We start from the raw sequence: 17512 nt of genomic DNA, 5'->3' as shown, positions 1-17512 counted from the left end.
AGCGGAGTGCGGATGAGTTCACCCAAGGTGAGCATGGCACAGCTGCGTCGGGATGCGCTGTCAGAGAGCCGCTGGCATGCTTCGTTCCGGAACTCTCGCGCGTCCTGGGCCAAAACTTCAGCGCCAGCGACAGTAAGGATGGGCGATCAGGTTGGCATTGAAGTAACGCGCATCGTCGGACACTTCCTTCCCGACCCACGACGGCAGCTCTATCGCCTGGTCCGGGTGGTCGAGTTCCACTTCGGCGATGATCAGACCTGCATTGTCGCCGAGAAACTCGTCGACCTCCCAGGTGAGTCCGGCGTGCTGTACGCGGTAGCGATACTTCTCGATCAATGGCCGCAAACACAGCTCGTCGAGCAGGATCTCGGCATCCGCAGGCGGAACGGCGTACTCGAACTCCCGCCGCGACACGCCCTCGGTCACCCCCTTGATGGTGAGCCAGGCGGCATCACCCGCCAACCGCACCCGCACCGTGCGCTCGCGGTCGGTGCTCAGGTATCCCTGGCGGAACAATGTCCGTTCTGCGCCGGCACGCCACTGCTCGGTGACGACGAGGAATTTGCGTTCGACTTCGATGCCCATTTCGGGGCTCCCAAGGTGCATCGGGCTCAGGTCGGCCCGCGATCGCTCATGGCGTAAACCTTCAGAACTTCTCGTCCCGTAGTTGATACCAGCGGTAGAGCAGACTCTGGCCGAGCCGGCGGAACGGCGCCAACGGATGGCTCGGAAGTTCGGAACAGAAGATGGGCAGGTCCGTCTTCTCCGGCTTGCCGGCAATCCACTGGGCCAGGCGCTTGCCAGCCTGGGCAGAGTACATCACGCCGTTGCCACCATAGCCCAGTGCGTAATAGATGCTGTCGTTCGGATCAGGCCGGAATACCCGCGGCATCATGTCGTGACTGAGATCGACCCAGCCCCACCAGTAGTAGTCCACGTCGATTCCGGCGAGGGCCGGGAACTTGCGCCGCAAGCCGTCTACCAGCAACTGGCGATGTCGTGGATGGGTCGCGTCGGCGCCGGCAATGGCGCTACGGCTGCCGATCTGCACGCGATCGTCCGGCAGCTTGCGATAGTAGAACCGCAGGGTCCGGGTATCCGTGATGATCTCGTTGGTGATGAAGTTGCAAGCCTGCTTTTCCTCGGCCGTCAGGGGCCGGGTGACCAGGGAATTGGACATCACCGGATAGAAGCGGTTGCGCAGGGCGGGATGCAGTTGCTGCGCGGTGTAGCCGCCGGTGGCCACGCCCACCGCGCGGGCGCGAACGATGCCACGCGGGGTGTGCAGATGGTGCACACCGTTCCGGGTGTGCCAGCCGGTGACCGGGCTGGCCGGATGCACTGTCGCACCGAGTTCCCGGGCCTGACGCAAGTAACCGTAGGCCAGCTTCAGGGGGTGAACGCCGATACCGTCGGGTTCGTGCATGGCACCCACGGCCTCGGCTTCGTCCACGTAACGTTCCGCGAGAGCTTTACGATCCAGAAGCTCCACCTTGTAGCCGAATACGTTCTCCAGAACCCGGGCCTCCGCCCCGAGTCCCCGCATGGCGCGATCCCGGTGGGCGATATAGAGATGCCCGCCGTGCTGGGCGTCGCAGTCCACATCCTTGATCAACTCCCGGAAGGTGTCGAAACCGGCGGCGATCTCGGCATGGAGCTGGATTGCCACCTCCTTGCCGTAACGCTTGATCCACTGCGACCGGCTCAGCCTGCCTGAAGCGTTAAGGGCCTGACCTCCGTTGCGGCTTGTGCAACCCCAGGCCGTGCGGTTGGCCTCCAGCACCGTCGCCTTGATGCCATGCTCCCGCGCCAGGAACAGGGCCGCCGAGAGACCGGTGAAGCCTGATCCGATAATCGCGACGTCAACATCCAGGTCTGACTGCACGGGGCCATCGTCGGCGGGGGGCTCGCCAGCAGTCGCAACCCAGTAGGTCGGCGCGTACTCGCGCCCATGGCCGGGATGGGGTGTGGTCAGTGGGTCATAGGTCGGGTCGTAATCGGCAGTAGCCGTGGTAGGCCTGCCCTGATGTCGTTCGACGGCGGGTTCAGTCATTTCTAGCCTCGTTCGGTTCGAAATCGGAATTACGGAGTCTACGCGGGCGACGCCACTGTTCGGTAGGTCCAGTCTGCACCGTGACCACTTCGAGGCTCTGAATCTGGCGAACCTGAATCAGGAGCATCTGCACTACCTGGGAGCGATAACCCATTACAGACGCACCAATAGGAAGCGCTCGCAACTGCGGAAAACCGGGACAACCTTCGACTCTCTTAACAGTGGCAGTGAATTCCGGAGATGGCACGTCATTTGCATAAGGAAACTGGAGCAGCCGGAAAACAAGAACCCATTCCGAAGATGGAACGCACAGGAGTAAAAGTGTGATTGAGAAGAAAATCGAGATACCTGCCGGACACGGAAAGGCGGTTGAGCTAAGATCGGGAGATCACATCACCATAGTCATGGTTGAGGGCCCCCAAGTCGCGGACACTTGGGCCTTTTGCTCTAGCAATCTCGACGAGTACGTCTCCACAGAGCACACGAGATCGTGCCTTGATCGACTGACTCCTCGCGCCGGTCAAGCCTTCTACTCCAATCAGCGTAGGCCTCTTCTGACAATCGTCGAGGATACGTCGCCCGGTGTTCATGACCTCTTGTTGTCCGCTTGCGATCAAGCAAGGTACACCCTGCTTGGACATCCTGCCGCTCACCGCAACTGTGTGGACAATCTGGTTGAAGCCCTGGCGGAACTGGGGCTCACAGCTCCGGAAATCCCTTCCCCTATCAATATCTTCGAGCACGTAGCGATACGTTCGGACGGCGAGTTGTTGATCGAGCCACCTCTCGGAAGAGCTGGAGACACCATCACTTTGAGAGCCGAGGACTCATTGGCGGTGGTGGTTTCGGCCTGCCCAATGGACATCGTTTCGACGAACGGCGCGGATCGGCGCCCCAAACCCCTGGAACTCCGACTCGAACGGCAGCAATGACTCCGATCCCGGCTGCCACCCTGCCACTCCCGTTCCACGGACACATGAATAAAAGGAGAACACTGATATGCAAAGCGCTCGGACAGCACTAAGAACATTCGTTCGGGGTACCCTCCTCGCCGCCCTCTTCACCGCACCCCCTCTGGTTCACTCGGCTTCGCTCGAGGAGATCAAGGAACGCGGTTATATGAACATCGCCACTGAAGATGACTACGCTCCCTTCGAGATCATGGATGGCGATCGCCCCTCCGGCTTTAGCAACGACATCGTAGCGGAGCTCCGTGAATACGCCGACTTTGAGATCCGCCAGGATATCTTGCCATGGACTGGTCTTTTGTCAGCGGTGAATGCCGGCAGCTATGACACAGCCATCACCGGTGCCATCGTCTCGGTGGAGCGTCTTCGCGTTTTTGACTTCACTAGACCGACGGCCAGTGCCCAGCATTACTACATCATTCGAAAGGATGACGATCGCATCAGTGGCGTCGCGGACCTAGACGGACTGACCGTTGGCGTACAGGCAGGCAGTGTCATGCTTTCGCGTCTCCCCGAACTGGAGGAAATGCTCGAGGAGACTGGCGGCAGCATCGGGCGCGTCGTCGAATACACCTCCTACCCGGAAATCTACGAAGATCTTGCCAATGGCCGACTCGACTACGCGATCAACTCCGTGGTGGGTGCCCAGATGCTGGTCGAGACACGTGGAGATACCTTCGAGTTGGGCGAGCCGGTGTCGGGACCTGGCTTTCATGCCTACCCGGTTCCCCGTGGCAACGAAGGTCTGCTCGAATACCTAAACGACTTCATTACCCACTTGGCGGATACGGGCCGTCTCGCCGAATTGCAGGAAAAGTGGTTCGGCCAGGCGTTCCCAGATCTACCTACGGACTCGATTCGCTCCGTTGAGGAATTCGAACGCCTGACGACGGTGGACTAGGCCTGACCCAGTGCTGACGCCAACTGCCATTGAGGCATTGTTGTGGGGTGCCTGGACGACGATCTGGATCTCCTTTCTGGCCATCATTGGCGGGATTCCACTGGGACTCGGGCTCGGTTTGTTGCGAGCCACCCGAGTTCCGGTGGTTTCCCAGGTGATCACCGTCTACGTGAGCCTCGGACGTGCCACCCCCCTCGTCACGATGATTCTGTTCATATTCATCGGGCTGCCCGCACTGGGCCTCGACATTAATCGCTATGCTGCAGCAGTCTTCACGCTGCTACTGAACACCACCGCCTTCAATACCGAGATCTGGCGATCCGCATACCAGGCATTTCCCCGCTCGCAGATTGAGGCCGCAAAGGCCCTTGGAATGCAGCGTGTCCCGATATTTTTCCGGATCATGTTGCCACAGATGACATACCGAGCATTGCCGGCCCTGGTCAATGAAATGACTTTCCTGGTGAAGGCGAGCCCCGCAATTGCGGTCATCGGTATTGTCGATCTGACCCGAGTCACCAATCGTATTTCCGCGGTTACCTACCAGCCGCTCCCTCCCATTATCGCCGCGGGCATTCTTTACATGCTCTTTATCGGCGTACTGGTTCGACTCCAGCGTATGGCGGAAAACCGCGCCAGCCGCTTTTCGGAGAAAAGCTGAATATGTCTAATTGGGACATTATCCTGCTGGAGTGGCCGCGGTTCCTGAGCGGTTTCCAGAATACGCTGATACTGTTCGGCGTCTCGTCCATCGCGGCATTCGCCCTGGGCGGAGTGCTGGCCATCGGAATACAGTCGCGAAAACGGCCACTCCGGTCTGCGATCGTCTGGTACGTCGACGGTATGCGTATGCTGCCGTTCCTGATTCTTGCCTATCTGCTGTACTACGGCCTGCCGGGAGTCGGGATACGGCTTGATGCCTGGACGGCTGGCCTGACCGCACTGATTGTCTACCATGCCGCCTACTTCGCCGAGATCCTGCGTGGCGCCTGGGCAAATCTGCCACGGGGACAAATGGACTCGGCTCAGGCACACGGATTTCAAGGGCGGCGTCTTTTTACTCGCATCATCCTGCCGCAACTGGTTCTGGGGTCCGGGCCAGTCATGTGCAATCAGTTGATTATTCTGCTGAAAGACACCGCATTCCTGATGATCATTACCGTTACCGAACTCACCTATGCCGCAAGTTCGGTGCAATCGACATACTTCATTCCCTTTGAAGCGTTCCTGGTGGCTATCGCACTCTACTGGGCTATCAGTCTATGTATCGAGGGGGTTATGAGCATCCTTAACCGAATGGCAGAGGAGAGAGGTCTTGGCCGCAACTAATGCATCCCTCGTTCTCGAGGCGCGCTCCATCTGCAAGTCCTTCGGTGGCGAAGAGGTGCTGCGAGACGTGTCGTTATCCGTGCGTCGCGGCGGAACCGTCAGCATTCTCGGGCCATCGGGTTCGGGTAAGTCGACATTCCTGCGATGCCTGAACTGGCTAGAGGAACCCGACAGAGGGGAAGTTCTCATTGCGGGGAAGCACGTCGGACGCCATGCGGATGGAAAAAGAATGCGCGACCACGAGCTTGCCATGATGCGAGCACGTACGGGAATGGTGTTCCAGAACTTCAATCTCTGGCCCCACCTCACCGTGTTGCAGAATCTCATGGAAGCCCCTGTACAAGTGTTGCGAAAGAGCAAGGCCGAGGCAAAAGAGACTGCCGAGAACCTGCTGGTGAAAGTAGGACTATCAGAAAAGCGTGACGTCTATCCCTACACGCTCTCCGGCGGCCAGAAACAGCGGGTAGCCATCGCGCGGGCTCTTGCCATGACGCCGGAGGTCCTGCTGTTCGACGAGCCCACAAGCGCACTCGACCCGGAACTGGTAGGCGAAGTTCTCGCCGTCATGCGTGATCTGGCAGAAGAGGGCATGACAATGCTGATCGTCACCCACGAGATGCAATTCGCCAGGGATGTCTGTCAGAACATTCTCTTTCTGGACCATGGCATTGCGGTCGAGCAGACCACGTCCGAGCGGTTCTTCAACAACCCTGCGACTGAACGGGCGCAACGCTTCCTGAGCCGCTATATGTGATAGGTCTTCTCGCCTCCGGAAATTTGCCTGGCTGGGGCATGTCTGACATCCTCTGGGCCCAGTCGAGCAGTCGATCATGGGGCAACTCGCCCCTGTCTTGCTGGCCCGTCGGCCACTGATCATCTATTTCAGAATGATCATCGCACCCCGAGGGTCAAACGTCCTCCCACTTTCGAGGCATCGAATGGCTGCGGCGGTTGCCTTCCGCAGTCGCGATCAATCCAGTTCAGCAAACAGCGGAGCACACACATGGCCGACAGCAACGGCAGCTATACCCCACCGAAAGTCTGGACCTGGGACAAGGAGAGCGGCGGCAAATTCGCCAGCATCAACCGCCCCGTCGCCGGCCCCACCCATGACAAGGAATTGCCGGTGGGCAAGCACTCGTTGCAGCTCTACTCGCTGGCCACACCCAACGGCGTGAAAGTCACCATCATGCTCGAGGAACTGCTGGCGGCGGGGCACCGGGGAGCGGAATACAACGCCCACCTCATCCGCATCACCGAGGGCGAGCAATTCGGCAGCGGTTTCGTGGCAATCAACCCGAACTCCAAGATCCCGGCCATGGTGGACCAGAGCACCACGCCGCCGACGCGGGTCTTCGAGTCGGGGTCGATCCTGTTCTACCTTGCCGAGAAGTTCGGCGCATTCCTGCCCGCCGATGGCGCCGACCGGGCCGAATGCATGAACTGGCTGTTCTGGCAGATGGGTATGGCGCCGCTGCTGGGTGGCGGCTTCGGCCACTTCTACGCCTACGCTCCCGAGCCCTACGAGTACCCCATCAACCGCTTCGCGATGGAGGCCAAGCGCCAGCTTGACGTACTGAACCGTGAACTAAAGGACAAGCGCTACATCACCGGCGACGACTACACCATTGCCGACATGGCCATCTGGCCCTGGTATGGCGCACTGGCCCTGGGGCGGCTGTACGACGCCGGGGAATTCCTGCAGGTCGAGAGCTATGAGCATGTGTTGCGCTGGGCACGGGAGATCGATCAACGCCCGGCCGTCAAGCGCGGTCGCATGGTGAACAAAATCTGGGGTGAGCCCGAGGAGCAGCTACCGGAACGCCATGACGCCAGCGACTTCGACAAGCCAGCGCAGGACGTCGCAGACAATCAGGCGTAAACACCCTGAGCGTTGGCTGGCTACATGCATTTCGAACACTGACGGCTGATCGCCGCGACAGGGCGCCCCGGTCGCGGCTCAGCCTGTCAGGCGTTCCCACAGAATCAGGCCCCAGACCACACCCGTCAGGATAAGGCTCAACAGCACCGCCGCCGAGGCCACATCCTTGGCCCGACCCGCCAGGGCATGGAATTCATCGCCAACACGATCCACAGTTGCTTCGATGGCGGTGTTGAGCAATTCGGTAATGAGCACGATGAACAGGGTGCCAAGCAACACTGCCCGCTCCAGCGCGTTGGAACCAATCAGTAACGCCAGGGGTGCAAGCACCACGACCAGCCAGAATTCCTGGCGGAAGGCCGCCTCATAGCGGTAGGCGAAGCGCAGGCCGCGCAAGGAGTAGCCCAGGGCATCCATGATGCGGGTCAGGCCTTTTTTGCCAGGCTTCAAGGGCGACCCTCCCCGTTACCGCTTGTAGCCGGCCCGAACCGGCGCGCCATGGCGGAAAATTGCTCGGCCAGCCTGCGCCGCTCGACGACGAGCAGGTCCACCAACGCCTGGTCAGTAAGAAACACCGTGCGCACCAGAATGCGTTCACGATAGTAGAGGATGCTGCGACGGTAGCTCAACGCGACCAGGCCCGTGGGCGGCAGCAGCGCGAGATAACCCACCACGGCACTGGGGCCAAGGGCGGTATTGCGCCACAGCCACCAGCCGAGCCCGGCATACCAGAGCAGGAACACAAGAACACCGATGGCGAAGTAGGCGAAGGTGCGCAGCGCGTCATCCCGATACAACCGCGCCAGGCCGGCGGTCAGCAGGTAGGGCACGATGTTGTGCACCAACCCGAACGCCGCCACCGGTGCCATGGCAATCGCGTAGGCGGTCATGCGCAGGCGGATAAGGCGTTGCCGGGTGGACTCTTCGAAGTGATGGCTCAGGCTTAGACGCAACTGTCCCTGGGCGAGGTGGTCCTTGTAGCGGTTCACCCGGTTTCGCAGGCGCTCCACCTGGCCCGGGGCCTGCTGCTCCGCCCGCTGCAGGATAGCCGTCACGTACTGGCGGCTGTGGATGCGTTGCTCAAGCGCCCGCCCTGCCGAGGCCGAGTTGCGGGTGTACCAGCGCAGCAGCCACGCCAGCCAGCGCCTGGGCCCCCGTGCGGGGCGGCTGTCGTCCGTTTCTGGTTCCACATGCAATTGGTCCGTGACCTCGGTGCGCAGCGCCGCCGCCACGTCGTCGACCAGTTCTTGCAGCTGCTGGTTTTCCAGTTGACTGGCCTGTTGCAGAAGACGGTCCCGCAGGTCGCTGGTGAGCTGCCGGACCGCGACATTGGCGTTGTGTCGGTGCAAGTCGGCGTAGTCGGCCACGGAGATCGGCGGACCAAAGCGCAGCAGCACCGACGACATGAAGAAATCCCGGTTTTCGAAATTGATACCCACAGGCACGATGCGCAGGCCAAGCTGAAAGTCCGCCGCCGCTTCGGCGTCCAGTGCCAGTCGGGCCGCACCCTTGCGCAGCTCAGCGACGCCATGGCGGGGGGAGTTGCGTCCTTCAGGGAAGATACCGATGCAACCACCCCGGACCAGCTCGGCCCGTACACGGCTGAACACGGCTTCATTGCGGGTTGCGGCATCGCCGGTTTCCGCCGCGCGATAGACCGGGATCGCCCCCATCCAGCGGAACAGGGAGGCCACCAGCGGGAAGCGGAACAGGCCGCTGCGGGCCAGGTAGCGCACCGGCCGGTCGACCTCCGCACTCAGCAGCACGGAGTCGAGCAGCGAGCTGGGATGATTGGCGGCCAGTATCACCGGACCACTGGCGGGCACATGCCGCAAGCCGCTGCTATGGATGCCCAGGAAGTAGATCTGGGCGAGCCCACGCACCAGCCACATGACGGCCCAATAGAACCGCATGGCTGGCAGTCGGCCGGATGAGTCGCCTGGATTGGAGTTCGGGTTGCTCGACATGGTCAGCCGGAAGCATCCCGAGGCTCGCCCGGCTTGTCAACGCCGACGCTTAAACCACGGCACCGCCGGCGCGCAGCGCCGCGATCCGGGACGCGTCCAGGCCCAGCTCTTCCAGTACCTCGTCGGTGTGCTGGGCGAACAGCGGCGCCGACTGCCTGATCTCCTGCGGCGTGCTGGAGAACTTGCTGGCAAAGCCCAGCGTGTCCACCTTACCCAACGTCGGGTGCTGGAAAGACTGCACCATCCCACGGGCCTGGTAGTGCTTATCCTGCAGGGCCTGCTCGAAGGTGTTCACCGGCCCCGCCGGCACACCGGCGGCGTCACAACGTGCCAGCCAGTTCTCCGTGGTGTCCGCCGCCAGTATTTCTTCGATCAACGCCTCCAGGGCCTCGACGTTCTGACGGCGATCCTGATTGGTGACGAAGCGCCGATCCTCCATCCACTCGGGCCGATTCACCACGTCCTGACAGAATCGCTCCCAGGTCCGCTGGTTGGCACAGCCGAGCATCAGATAGCCGTCGGCGGTCCGCAGGCTCTGGTACGGAGCGGACACCCGGTGCCGCCAGCCTGTGGCCTCCGGTTGCGTGCCGTTGCCGAAGTAACCCGCTGCCTCCCAGGTGAACCAGGGTAGGCCGCATTCGGCGACGGCAATGTCGATATGCTGGCCCTCGCCGGTCTTCTGACGGTGGATGTAGGCGGCCAGAATGGAGTAGACGGCGGTGATACCGGCACCGATGTCGTAGACTGCAATACCCGTCTTCATCGGTCGCTTGCCGGCTTCACCGGTCATGCTCATTAGCCCGGTCATGCCCTGCGCCACCAGATCGAAACCGCCCTTCTCCCGGTACGGTCCGGTCTGGCCGAAACCGGAGATGGAGCAGTAGATGATGCCCGGGTTCATGCCGCGGATGGTCTCGAAATCCACTTTCAGCGACTGGGTGACGCCCGGACGGTAATTCTCGACGATGACGTCCGCCTCGCGGGCGAGCTGGTAGAAGATCTCCCGGCCGTCAGGGTCCTTGAGGTTGAGGGCGATGCTCTTCTTGTTGCGGTTGATCTGGACGAAGCACATGGATTCGCCCTCGACATAGGGCCCCATCTGGCGGGAATCATCGCCGCCCTTGGCCTTTTCAACCTTGATGACCTCGGCCCCCATGTCCCCAAGCACCATGGTGCAATAGGGTCCGGCCATGATCTGGGAGATATCCAGTACGCGCAATCCGTCCAGGGGTAACATGGCGACTCCTCCAGGGTTTTCTAATGATTGCGAGGCGGGACGCTTCAGCGGCCCCGCCACTGGGGGCGGCGTTTCTCGGTGAACGCCGTCACCCCTTCACGGAAATCCTCACTCATGTAGCAGGACAGGATCAGGTCGCGACCCTGCTCCGCCTCGGCGCGGCGCTCAAGCTGCGTGCGCCGCACGGCTTCCTTGATGGCCCTGAGTGTCAGCGGTGCAAGCCCGGCCAGTCGGTCCGCCACGGCTTCCACCTCTTGCCGGATAACGCCCGCGTCGAACACATCGTTCACCAGACCAACCTGCTGTGCCGTCTCGGCATCCAGCAACTTGGCAAGCATCAGGGCTTCCTTGGTGCGGGCCGGGCCTAGCAGGTCCACCATGCGGGAGATGTTGTCCAGTGACAGGCAGTTGCCAAGGGTCCGCGCGATGGGGATGCCGAACTGCAGCTCGGGTGTGGTGTAGCGGAAGTCACAGGCCAGGGCAATGGCGGCCCCGCCACCGACACAATAGCCCTCAATCATGGCAATGGTCGGTACCGGTAGCCGCTCCAGTTTGCCCAGCAGGCGATCGATGCGCTGCTCGTAGTCCAGTGGGTCCTGTTCCGTTCGGAAATCGTGAAACTGGGTAATGTCAGTGCCAGCAACGAAAGCCTCGCCGCCGGCGCCGCGCAGTATCACCACGCGCAGTTCGTCATCCTCGGCAAGTCGGTCACAGAGCTCCTCCAGACGGGTGTACATGCCAAAGGTTACGGCATTGCGCACCTTTGGCCGATTGAAGGTGATCCAGGCCCGATTGCCCTCCCGTTCGAACAGTAATTCTTCCTCGCCCATGGAGCCTCCTCGGGGCTAGTGACTGACGCGGGTGCGCACCGCTGCCCGCACCTCGGCAGGCAATGCCGCCGCCAGGACCGAAGCCACATGCATGGCGTCCTTGCGCCCGGCACCATCCGCTACCTGGTGCCGGCAGCTCGTACCGTCCGCCACGATCCACGTATCTGCGTCGGCCTCTCGCACCGCCGGCAGCACATCCAGTTCGCCGATCTTCATGGATGTCTCGTAGTGCTCCCTCTGGTAGCCGAAGGCGCCAGCCATCCCGCAGCAGGTCCCCTTGATGGTGTCCACCTGCAGGTCGGGAATCAGGCCCAGCACCCGCTGCACCGGGCCCATGACATCGAAGGCCTTCTGATGGCAGTGGCCGTGGAGAAGCGCCTTGCGCCCGGCCTGCGACTCCAGAGGCAGTTCCAGACGGCCGGCATCCAACTCACGGGCCAGGAACTCCTCCAGCAGGAACGCGTGCTCGGCAAGGCTTTGTGCCTCCTCTCCGGGGAGCATGGACAGGAATTCGTCGCGCAAGGTCAACAGGCAGGACGGCTCCAGCCCCACTACCGGCACACCCTCACGCACGAAAGGCAGCAAGGCGTTCAGGGTTCGGCGGGCTTCGGATTTTGCTTCATCAACCTGCCCCACGGACAGGTAGGTGCGACCGCAGCAGAGCGGGCGGTCTTCGCCTCCCTTCGATTGCGGTACGATCACTTCGTAACCCGCGGCGCAGAGCACGTCCACGGTGTCGCGCAAATGCCCTGGTTCGAACCAGCGATTGAAGGTATCGGCAAACAGCACCACGCGGCCGGTTTCGCCCTTGCAGAGCGTCCCGCTAGCCTTGAATGGCTTGGCGGACCAGCGCGGCAATGGGCGCTGCGCCGAGAATCCCGTCACCCGTTCGCCCAGCCATGCCAGGCCCGGTAACACATCCCGGGCATTGGCCAGCCAGCGCAAGCGCGACGCCCAGGCCGCGTAACGGGGCAGGCCCGCCACCAGTCGGTCACCCAGGCTGCGCCCATGGCGTGCATGGTAGTGATGCAGGAATTCCACCTTCATCTTGGCCATATCCACGCCGGTGGGGCATTCCCGTCGACAGCCCTTGCAAGCCACACAGCGTGACAGGGTGTCGTACATGTCTTTGGAGGTGAGGGCGTCCTCGCCCAACTGGCCGCTTAGCGCCAGCCGCAGGCTGTTGGCCCGACCCCGGGTAAGATCCTGCTCGTTCATGGTGGCGCGATAAGACGGGCACATGACGGCGGCATCGAACTTGCGGCAAGTGCCGTTGTTGTTGCACATCTCAACCGCCGCGGCAAAGCTGCCGTGAGCCGACCAGTCCAGTGCCGTCTTCAGGGGAATGGTCTTGTACTGGGGTGTGAACCGCATCAGGGAGCGGTCGTCCATCTTCGGCGGGTCGACGATCTTGCCCGGGTTCATGATGCCGGTGGGGTCGAACAACTGCTTCACATCGCCAAAGGCCTTGACCAGCCGTTCGCCGAACATATCCTTGTGGAACTCCGAGCGGACAATACCGTCGCCGTGTTCACCGGAGTGCGAGCCCTTGTACTCCCGCACCATGGCGAAGGCCTCCTCGGCGATGGCCCGCATCTTTACCGCACCAGATTCTTCCTTCAGATTGATGATCGGCCGCACATGCAGGCAGCCCTCGGAGGCGTGCGCATACCAGGTGCCTTCGGTACCGTGCTTGTGAAAAACCTCGGTCAAACGTTCGGTGTAATCCGGCAGGTGCTCCAGTGCAACGGCGCAGTCCTCGATAAACGAAACCGGCTTCCCGTCGCCTTTCATGGACATCATGATGTTGAGCCCGGCCTTGCGGACATTCCAGACGGCGGTCTGCTCCTTGGGATCCACCACCTCCACCACGCCTTCGGGATAGCCGAGATCCGCCATCAACTCCACCAGCTTGCGCAGGTTGGCGAGCTCCTCGGCGTGATCCTCACCCGAGAACTCCACGAACAGCACGGCTTCCGGTTGGCCCTTGATGTAACGGGTCATGATGGGGCGGAAGATGTCGATCTCCATACCCAGATCGATCAGCGTCCGGTCCACAAGCTCGACGGCGGAGGGGCTCAGCTGCTCCACGATGGGCTTGGCCGCCTCCATCGCCTTGCGGAAGGTTGGGAAGTGGCAGATACCGAGAGTCTTGTGAGTCGGCAGACGGGTAAGGTCCAGCTCCAGCCTCTGGAAGAAGGCCAGCGTGCCTTCGGAACCCACCAGGAGCTTGGCCAGGTTACCGCCCGCGGGTGTGAGGCGATCGAGATTGTAGCCCCCGACACGACGACGGATCTTGGGAAAGCGGGCATCCAGTTCGTCGGCCTCGCGGGCATGGAGCGCATGCAGCGCCTGAACGATCTCCCGGTAGCGTGGCGACCCCTCCACCAGTTCGTCTGGCTTCGGCAAGGCTCCGAAATGCAACGCTGAGCCGTCGGGCAGCACAGCGTCTATGGCACGCACGTTGTGGACCATGTTGCCGTAGCGCAGGCTTCGTGAGCCGCAGCTGTTATTGCCAGCCATTCCGCCGATGGTGGCCTGGGCTGCCGTGGAGACATCCACCGGATAGAACAGGCCATGTTGCTTCAGCAAACCGTTGAGTTGGTCCAGCACGATGCCCGGCTGCACCGTGGCGATCTGTCTCTCGGGATCGACAGACACCAGCTTGTTGAGGAATTTGCTGCAATCCAGGACCAGGGCCGCATTCACCGTCTGCCCGCATTGCGATGTCCCACCGCCTCTGGGTAGCACCGGCACGCCTGAATCACGGGCAATGGCAATGGCGGCGGCCACGTCCTCTTCGTCCCGCGGCACCACAACCCCCAGCGGTTCGATCTGGTAGATGGAGGCGTCCGTGGCATAGCGGCCACGGGTAAAGCGGTCGAACAGGACCTCGCCCCTGACGTTCTCCCGGAGTTGCCGGGCCAGATGGCTATCGCCCGGACTCACCTGCCGTCTTGCACTGGGCCTTGCCACCACGGGCTTGGCGCTCATGAGACACCTCCGGTACTGCGTTGCTGATACATGGCAAATACTCGAATAACTGCTGTGTTTCGCTGATGCACTGATGCGTCTTCTGAACGCGGCTGCGGCGTGACAGCCTACGTCGATTATGATACTGATACTGAATTCATAATTCAGTTTTGTCTACCCATACCAATACAAACGCCTCAGGAGCCCCCAAATGGCTTATCCCAGCGGTCGTCATTTTCTGCAAATCCCAGGGCCGACAAATGTGCCGGATCGTGTCCTGCGAGCAATGGATATGCCCACCATCGATCACCGCGGACCGGAGTTTCGCAAACTGGCGCTGGATGTGTTCGCCAAACTGAAACCCGTATTCGGTGCCGAGCATGTCATTGTCTACCCCTCTTCCGGCACGGGGGCCTGGGAAGCGGCCATCGTCAACTGCCTGGAGCCCGGCGACCGGGTGCTGATGTTCGAGACCGGGCACTTCGCCACCCTGTGGCAGACCATGGCCAAGCGTCTGGGCATCGAAGTGGACTTCGTCCCCGGCGACTGGCGCCGCGGCGTAGATCCCGCCCTGGTGGAACAGAAACTCAGGGAAGACACCGACCATGCCATCAAGGCGGTCATGGTTGTGCATAACGAAACCTCCACCGGCGTCACCAGCCGCATTCCGCTGGTGCGCAAGGCCATTGACGCGGCTGGACACCCGGCACTGCTCCTGGTGGACACTATTTCTTCCCTCGCCTCGGTTCCCTACGAGCACGACGAGTGGGGCGTGGACGTCACGGTGAGCGGTTCGCAAAAAGGGCTGATGTTGCCGCCCGGCCTGGGCTTCAATGCCATCTCGAACAAGGCGCTCAAGATTGCCGAACAGGGCGGCATGCGGCGTTCCTATTGGGACTGGCATGAAATGCTCGCCGCCAACGCCAAGGGCTTCACCCACTACACACCGGCTACCAACCTGTTGTATGGCCTGCGGGAAGCACTGGATATGCTGCAGGAAGAAGGCATGGATAATGTATTCAAGCGCCATGCCCGCCACGGTGAGGCAACCCGGCGTGCCGTGCGCGCCTGGGGCCTGGAGATCCTCTGCGAGGTGCCAGAGGAATACTCTCCTGTGCTCACCGCCGCAATCATGCCCGAGGGCCATGACGCCGACGAACTGCGGGCCATCATCCTCGACCGATTCGATATGTCCCTGGGCGCGGGCCTGACCAAACTGGCCGGCAAGGTGTTCCGCATCGGTCACCTGGGCTCCTTCAACGACCTGTCGCTGATGGGCACGCTGGCGGGTGTGGAGATGGGCCTCGGCATTGCCGGCATACCCCATAACAAGGGTGGCGTCGACGCGGCCATGCGGTACCTCGAAGAAACCGCCGGCTGACCGGAAAAAAACTGCCGGCCATTACTGGCCGGCAGTCAATCACCTTCAGCTACGAAACAAACTCACCGATAGAAGTATTCCACCAGGCTCATTGGCACTGCCGGCACATAGGTGATCAGCAGGAGCACCCCCAGCAACACGGCAATGAACCCGAGATTCGAGCGTGTCACTGACCACACGTCAGCCTTGGCAATGGAGCAGGCCGTGATCAATACGCTCGCCACAGGCGGTGTCTGCTGACCAATGGCCAGGTTGAGACAGACCACCAGGCCGAAATGCACCGGGTCGATACCAGCGGCATTGACCAACGGCATCACGATGGGCACCACCAGAATGATGGCTGCAGCCGAATGCAGGAATAGGCCGATCAGCAGGAAGAACACATTCAGGATCATCAGGATGAAGTACTTGTTATCCGTGAGATCCAGGATTGCCTGCGCCAGCTGCTGCGGCAGCCGCATTTCCGTGAGGAACATGCCCACCAGCGCGGACGCAGCCACCAGTAGCATGACGACGGCAGTCTGTTGACCGCCGTCGATCATGGCGCGATAGAGTGCCCGAAGGTCAAGTTCACGATAAAGGACAGTGCTGATAAGGACTGCTGCCGCGACTGCAAGTCCGGCACCTTCGGTGGCCGTCACGAAGCCCCCGAAGATCGAACCCAGGATGATGATAGGCAGGGTGAGAGCCCAGAAAGCCTCCTTGAAGGTCTTCCACACCTGGCGCAGCTGAAACACCTCCTCCACCGGCCAGTCGTACTTTCGGGCGTAGTAATAGCTGAGCCCCATCAAGCCGACACCACCGAGAATGCCCGGAATGATGCCTGCCACGAACAGCTGTACGATGGACGACCCCGACATGACCCCGTAGAGGATCATCGGGATGGACGGCGGGATGATGATGGCCAGCGAGGCGGATGACGAGGTCACCGCCGCAGCGAAGGCTCGCGGATACCCCCGCTTTTTCATGGCCGGGATGAGCACCGAGCCGGTGGCCGCCACGTCGGCCACCGCCGAACCGGATATCTCCGCGAAGAACATGGAGACACCGATGTTGATCATTGCCAGGCCGCCGCGAATAAAGCCGAACAGGGCGGAGGCAAAGGCGATCAGCCGGCGGGATATCCCGCCGGTGTTCATGATGGCCCCGGCCAACACGAACATCGGGATGGCCAGCAGGGGGAAGCTGCTTGCTCCCTCGAACATCGTCAGAGCGATGTTCGGCATCATGTCCCAGCCTTGAACAGTGACAATGGCCACCACCGCAACGCTCGCGAGGGCGACGGCAATTGGCACATTGATCAGGATCAGGGCGAGCAGGCCAAGCAGCATCAGGGCGATGATCATCGTCCATCCCTCCCCGCGATGCTGTCGGCGGTGAGACCGGCCTCTTTATTGTCCCGCTCGGCCTCGGCAATCGCCTGTGCGATTTCCTCTTCCTCCTGCGAGATACCGGAGCGTATCTTCTTGAGGTGGGCGGGCATGCTGAGGAATGTCGCGATGATGAACAGCGCGGCCCCGATGGGAATCACGGATTGTGTGAACGTGATGGGCACCCAGCGCAAGGTGATGAGGTTCATGCCCTGCATGATGTCCAGGACCACCAGTCCCGCCCAGCCGAGAATGACAAAGAAAACGATGACGCAAGCCTCAGCCAGATAGGCGACCGGCATTCTGATTGCGACTGGCATCGCTCGCAGTACGCCGTCGACACCGATGTGTCCGCGCTTCAGGGCGGCCAGGGCGCCTGCGTAGTAAGTGAGCCACACCAGCATGATCGCCGCCACTTCGTCGTACCAGGAGGGCGTGCGTGCGGTGTAGCGCATGACCACCGCGTAGAGCACAACCAGCGTGAGCGTCACCATGAGGACGGCGGTGAAGACTTCCAGGATTTTTTCCAGCCACGTCGATAGTCGATTAACGATTGTCATCACGTCATCGTCCATAGGGAGGTTTGAGGAATCCCGCGCCGGAATGGCGCGGGACTCCTTG

Annotated in this window: 16 protein-coding genes; 7 read left to right on the top strand and 9 right to left on the bottom strand. The window is 61.5% G+C overall.

From position 1 onward, the window contains the following. Nucleotides 1-117: 117 nt before the first annotated feature. On the bottom strand, nucleotides 118-585 hold the full coding sequence (locus J2T57_RS10250) for a CYTH domain-containing protein (RefSeq protein WP_253477560.1): 468 nt from the start codon (nucleotides 583-585) through the stop codon (nucleotides 118-120). Between the two features lie 61 nt (nucleotides 586-646). Further along, the gene (locus J2T57_RS10245) at nucleotides 647-2053 is read right to left on the bottom strand and encodes an NAD(P)/FAD-dependent oxidoreductase (protein WP_253477557.1); all 1407 of its coding nucleotides are present in this window, start codon (nucleotides 2051-2053) and stop codon (nucleotides 647-649) included. 323 nt (nucleotides 2054-2376) lie between these two features. On the opposite strand from J2T57_RS10245, the gene J2T57_RS10240 reads away from it, so the two are divergent. From J2T57_RS10240 to yghU, 6 genes are all read left to right on the top strand, one after another. Continuing rightward, nucleotides 2377-2985 (top strand): DUF1989 domain-containing protein, encoded by a 609-nt coding sequence (locus J2T57_RS10240; RefSeq protein WP_253477554.1) that lies wholly within the window; start codon nucleotides 2377-2379, stop codon nucleotides 2983-2985. A 187-nt stretch (nucleotides 2986-3172) separates the two neighbouring features. Continuing rightward, on the top strand, nucleotides 3173-3922 hold the full coding sequence (locus tag J2T57_RS10235) for a transporter substrate-binding domain-containing protein (RefSeq protein WP_253477551.1): 750 nt from the start codon (nucleotides 3173-3175) through the stop codon (nucleotides 3920-3922). Between the two features lie 10 nt (nucleotides 3923-3932). Then, nucleotides 3933-4583 carry an amino acid ABC transporter permease gene (locus J2T57_RS10230; RefSeq protein ID WP_253477549.1) on the top strand — a complete coding sequence of 217 codons (651 nt, stop codon included), beginning with the start codon at nucleotides 3933-3935 and terminating at the stop codon, nucleotides 4581-4583. A 2-nt stretch (nucleotides 4584-4585) separates the two neighbouring features. Then, nucleotides 4586-5251 carry an amino acid ABC transporter permease gene (locus J2T57_RS10225; protein WP_253477546.1) on the top strand — a complete coding sequence of 222 codons (666 nt, stop codon included), beginning with the start codon at nucleotides 4586-4588 and terminating at the stop codon, nucleotides 5249-5251. Beyond that, the gene (locus J2T57_RS10220; protein WP_253477543.1) at nucleotides 5238-6005 is read left to right on the top strand and encodes an amino acid ABC transporter ATP-binding protein; all 768 of its coding nucleotides are present in this window, start codon (nucleotides 5238-5240) and stop codon (nucleotides 6003-6005) included. Before J2T57_RS10225 ends, J2T57_RS10220 begins: the two co-directional genes overlap by 14 nt. A 249-nt stretch (nucleotides 6006-6254) precedes the next feature. Continuing rightward, a complete protein-coding gene (gene yghU, locus J2T57_RS10215; protein ID WP_253477540.1) occupies nucleotides 6255-7133 on the top strand; it encodes a glutathione-dependent disulfide-bond oxidoreductase in 879 nt (292 codons plus the stop codon). 78 nt (nucleotides 7134-7211) lie between these two features. On the opposite strand, the gene J2T57_RS10210 is transcribed toward yghU, so the two are convergent. The 5 genes from J2T57_RS10210 to J2T57_RS10190 form a co-directional block, all read right to left on the bottom strand. After that, complete coding sequence (locus tag J2T57_RS10210; protein ID WP_253477838.1) at nucleotides 7212-7550, bottom strand: diacylglycerol kinase; 339 nt, start codon at nucleotides 7548-7550, stop codon at nucleotides 7212-7214. A 29-nt stretch (nucleotides 7551-7579) separates the two neighbouring features. Next, nucleotides 7580-9046: a 1-acyl-sn-glycerol-3-phosphate acyltransferase gene (locus J2T57_RS10205; RefSeq protein WP_253477537.1), complete on the bottom strand. Its 1467-nt coding sequence runs from the start codon at nucleotides 9044-9046 to the stop codon at nucleotides 7580-7582. A gap of 103 nt (nucleotides 9047-9149) precedes the next feature. Further along, nucleotides 9150-10337 carry a CaiB/BaiF CoA transferase family protein gene (locus tag J2T57_RS10200; RefSeq protein WP_253477534.1) on the bottom strand — a complete coding sequence of 396 codons (1188 nt, stop codon included), beginning with the start codon at nucleotides 10335-10337 and terminating at the stop codon, nucleotides 9150-9152. A gap of 44 nt (nucleotides 10338-10381) precedes the next feature. Continuing rightward, nucleotides 10382-11167 carry an enoyl-CoA hydratase/isomerase family protein gene (locus tag J2T57_RS10195; RefSeq protein ID WP_253477531.1) on the bottom strand — a complete coding sequence of 262 codons (786 nt, stop codon included), beginning with the start codon at nucleotides 11165-11167 and terminating at the stop codon, nucleotides 10382-10384. A 15-nt stretch (nucleotides 11168-11182) separates the two neighbouring features. Further along, nucleotides 11183-14161, bottom strand: a complete 2979-nt coding sequence (locus tag J2T57_RS10190) for an FAD-binding and (Fe-S)-binding domain-containing protein (protein ID WP_253477528.1) — start codon at nucleotides 14159-14161, stop codon at nucleotides 11183-11185. Nucleotides 14162-14351: 190 nt separating this feature from the next. Here J2T57_RS10190 and J2T57_RS10185 point away from each other — a divergent pair, with 190 nt between their 5' ends. Beyond that, nucleotides 14352-15521 carry a pyridoxal-phosphate-dependent aminotransferase family protein gene (locus tag J2T57_RS10185; RefSeq protein WP_301289293.1) on the top strand — a complete coding sequence of 390 codons (1170 nt, stop codon included), beginning with the start codon at nucleotides 14352-14354 and terminating at the stop codon, nucleotides 15519-15521. 62 nt (nucleotides 15522-15583) lie between these two features. Here J2T57_RS10185 and J2T57_RS10180 read toward each other — a convergent pair whose 3' ends face one another. Both J2T57_RS10180 and J2T57_RS10175 read right to left on the bottom strand, forming a co-directional pair. Then, entirely contained in the window at nucleotides 15584-16867 is a 1284-nt protein-coding gene (locus J2T57_RS10180; RefSeq protein ID WP_253477522.1) for a TRAP transporter large permease, read from the bottom strand. Beyond that, nucleotides 16864-17451, bottom strand: coding sequence for a TRAP transporter small permease (locus tag J2T57_RS10175; protein ID WP_253477835.1), 588 nt, complete (start codon nucleotides 17449-17451; stop codon nucleotides 16864-16866). The genes J2T57_RS10180 and J2T57_RS10175 overlap by 4 nt, the downstream gene beginning before the upstream one ends. Nucleotides 17452-17512: the final 61 nt, after the last annotated feature.

Origin of the sequence: Natronocella acetinitrilica (genome assembly GCF_024170285.1) — a bacterium.
In the GTDB taxonomy this organism is placed as follows: Bacteria; Pseudomonadota; Gammaproteobacteria; order Nitrococcales; family Aquisalimonadaceae; genus Natronocella; species Natronocella acetinitrilica.
Note: the sequence above shows the minus strand (reverse complement) of the source record. Positions and strands in the feature narration are given on the sequence as shown.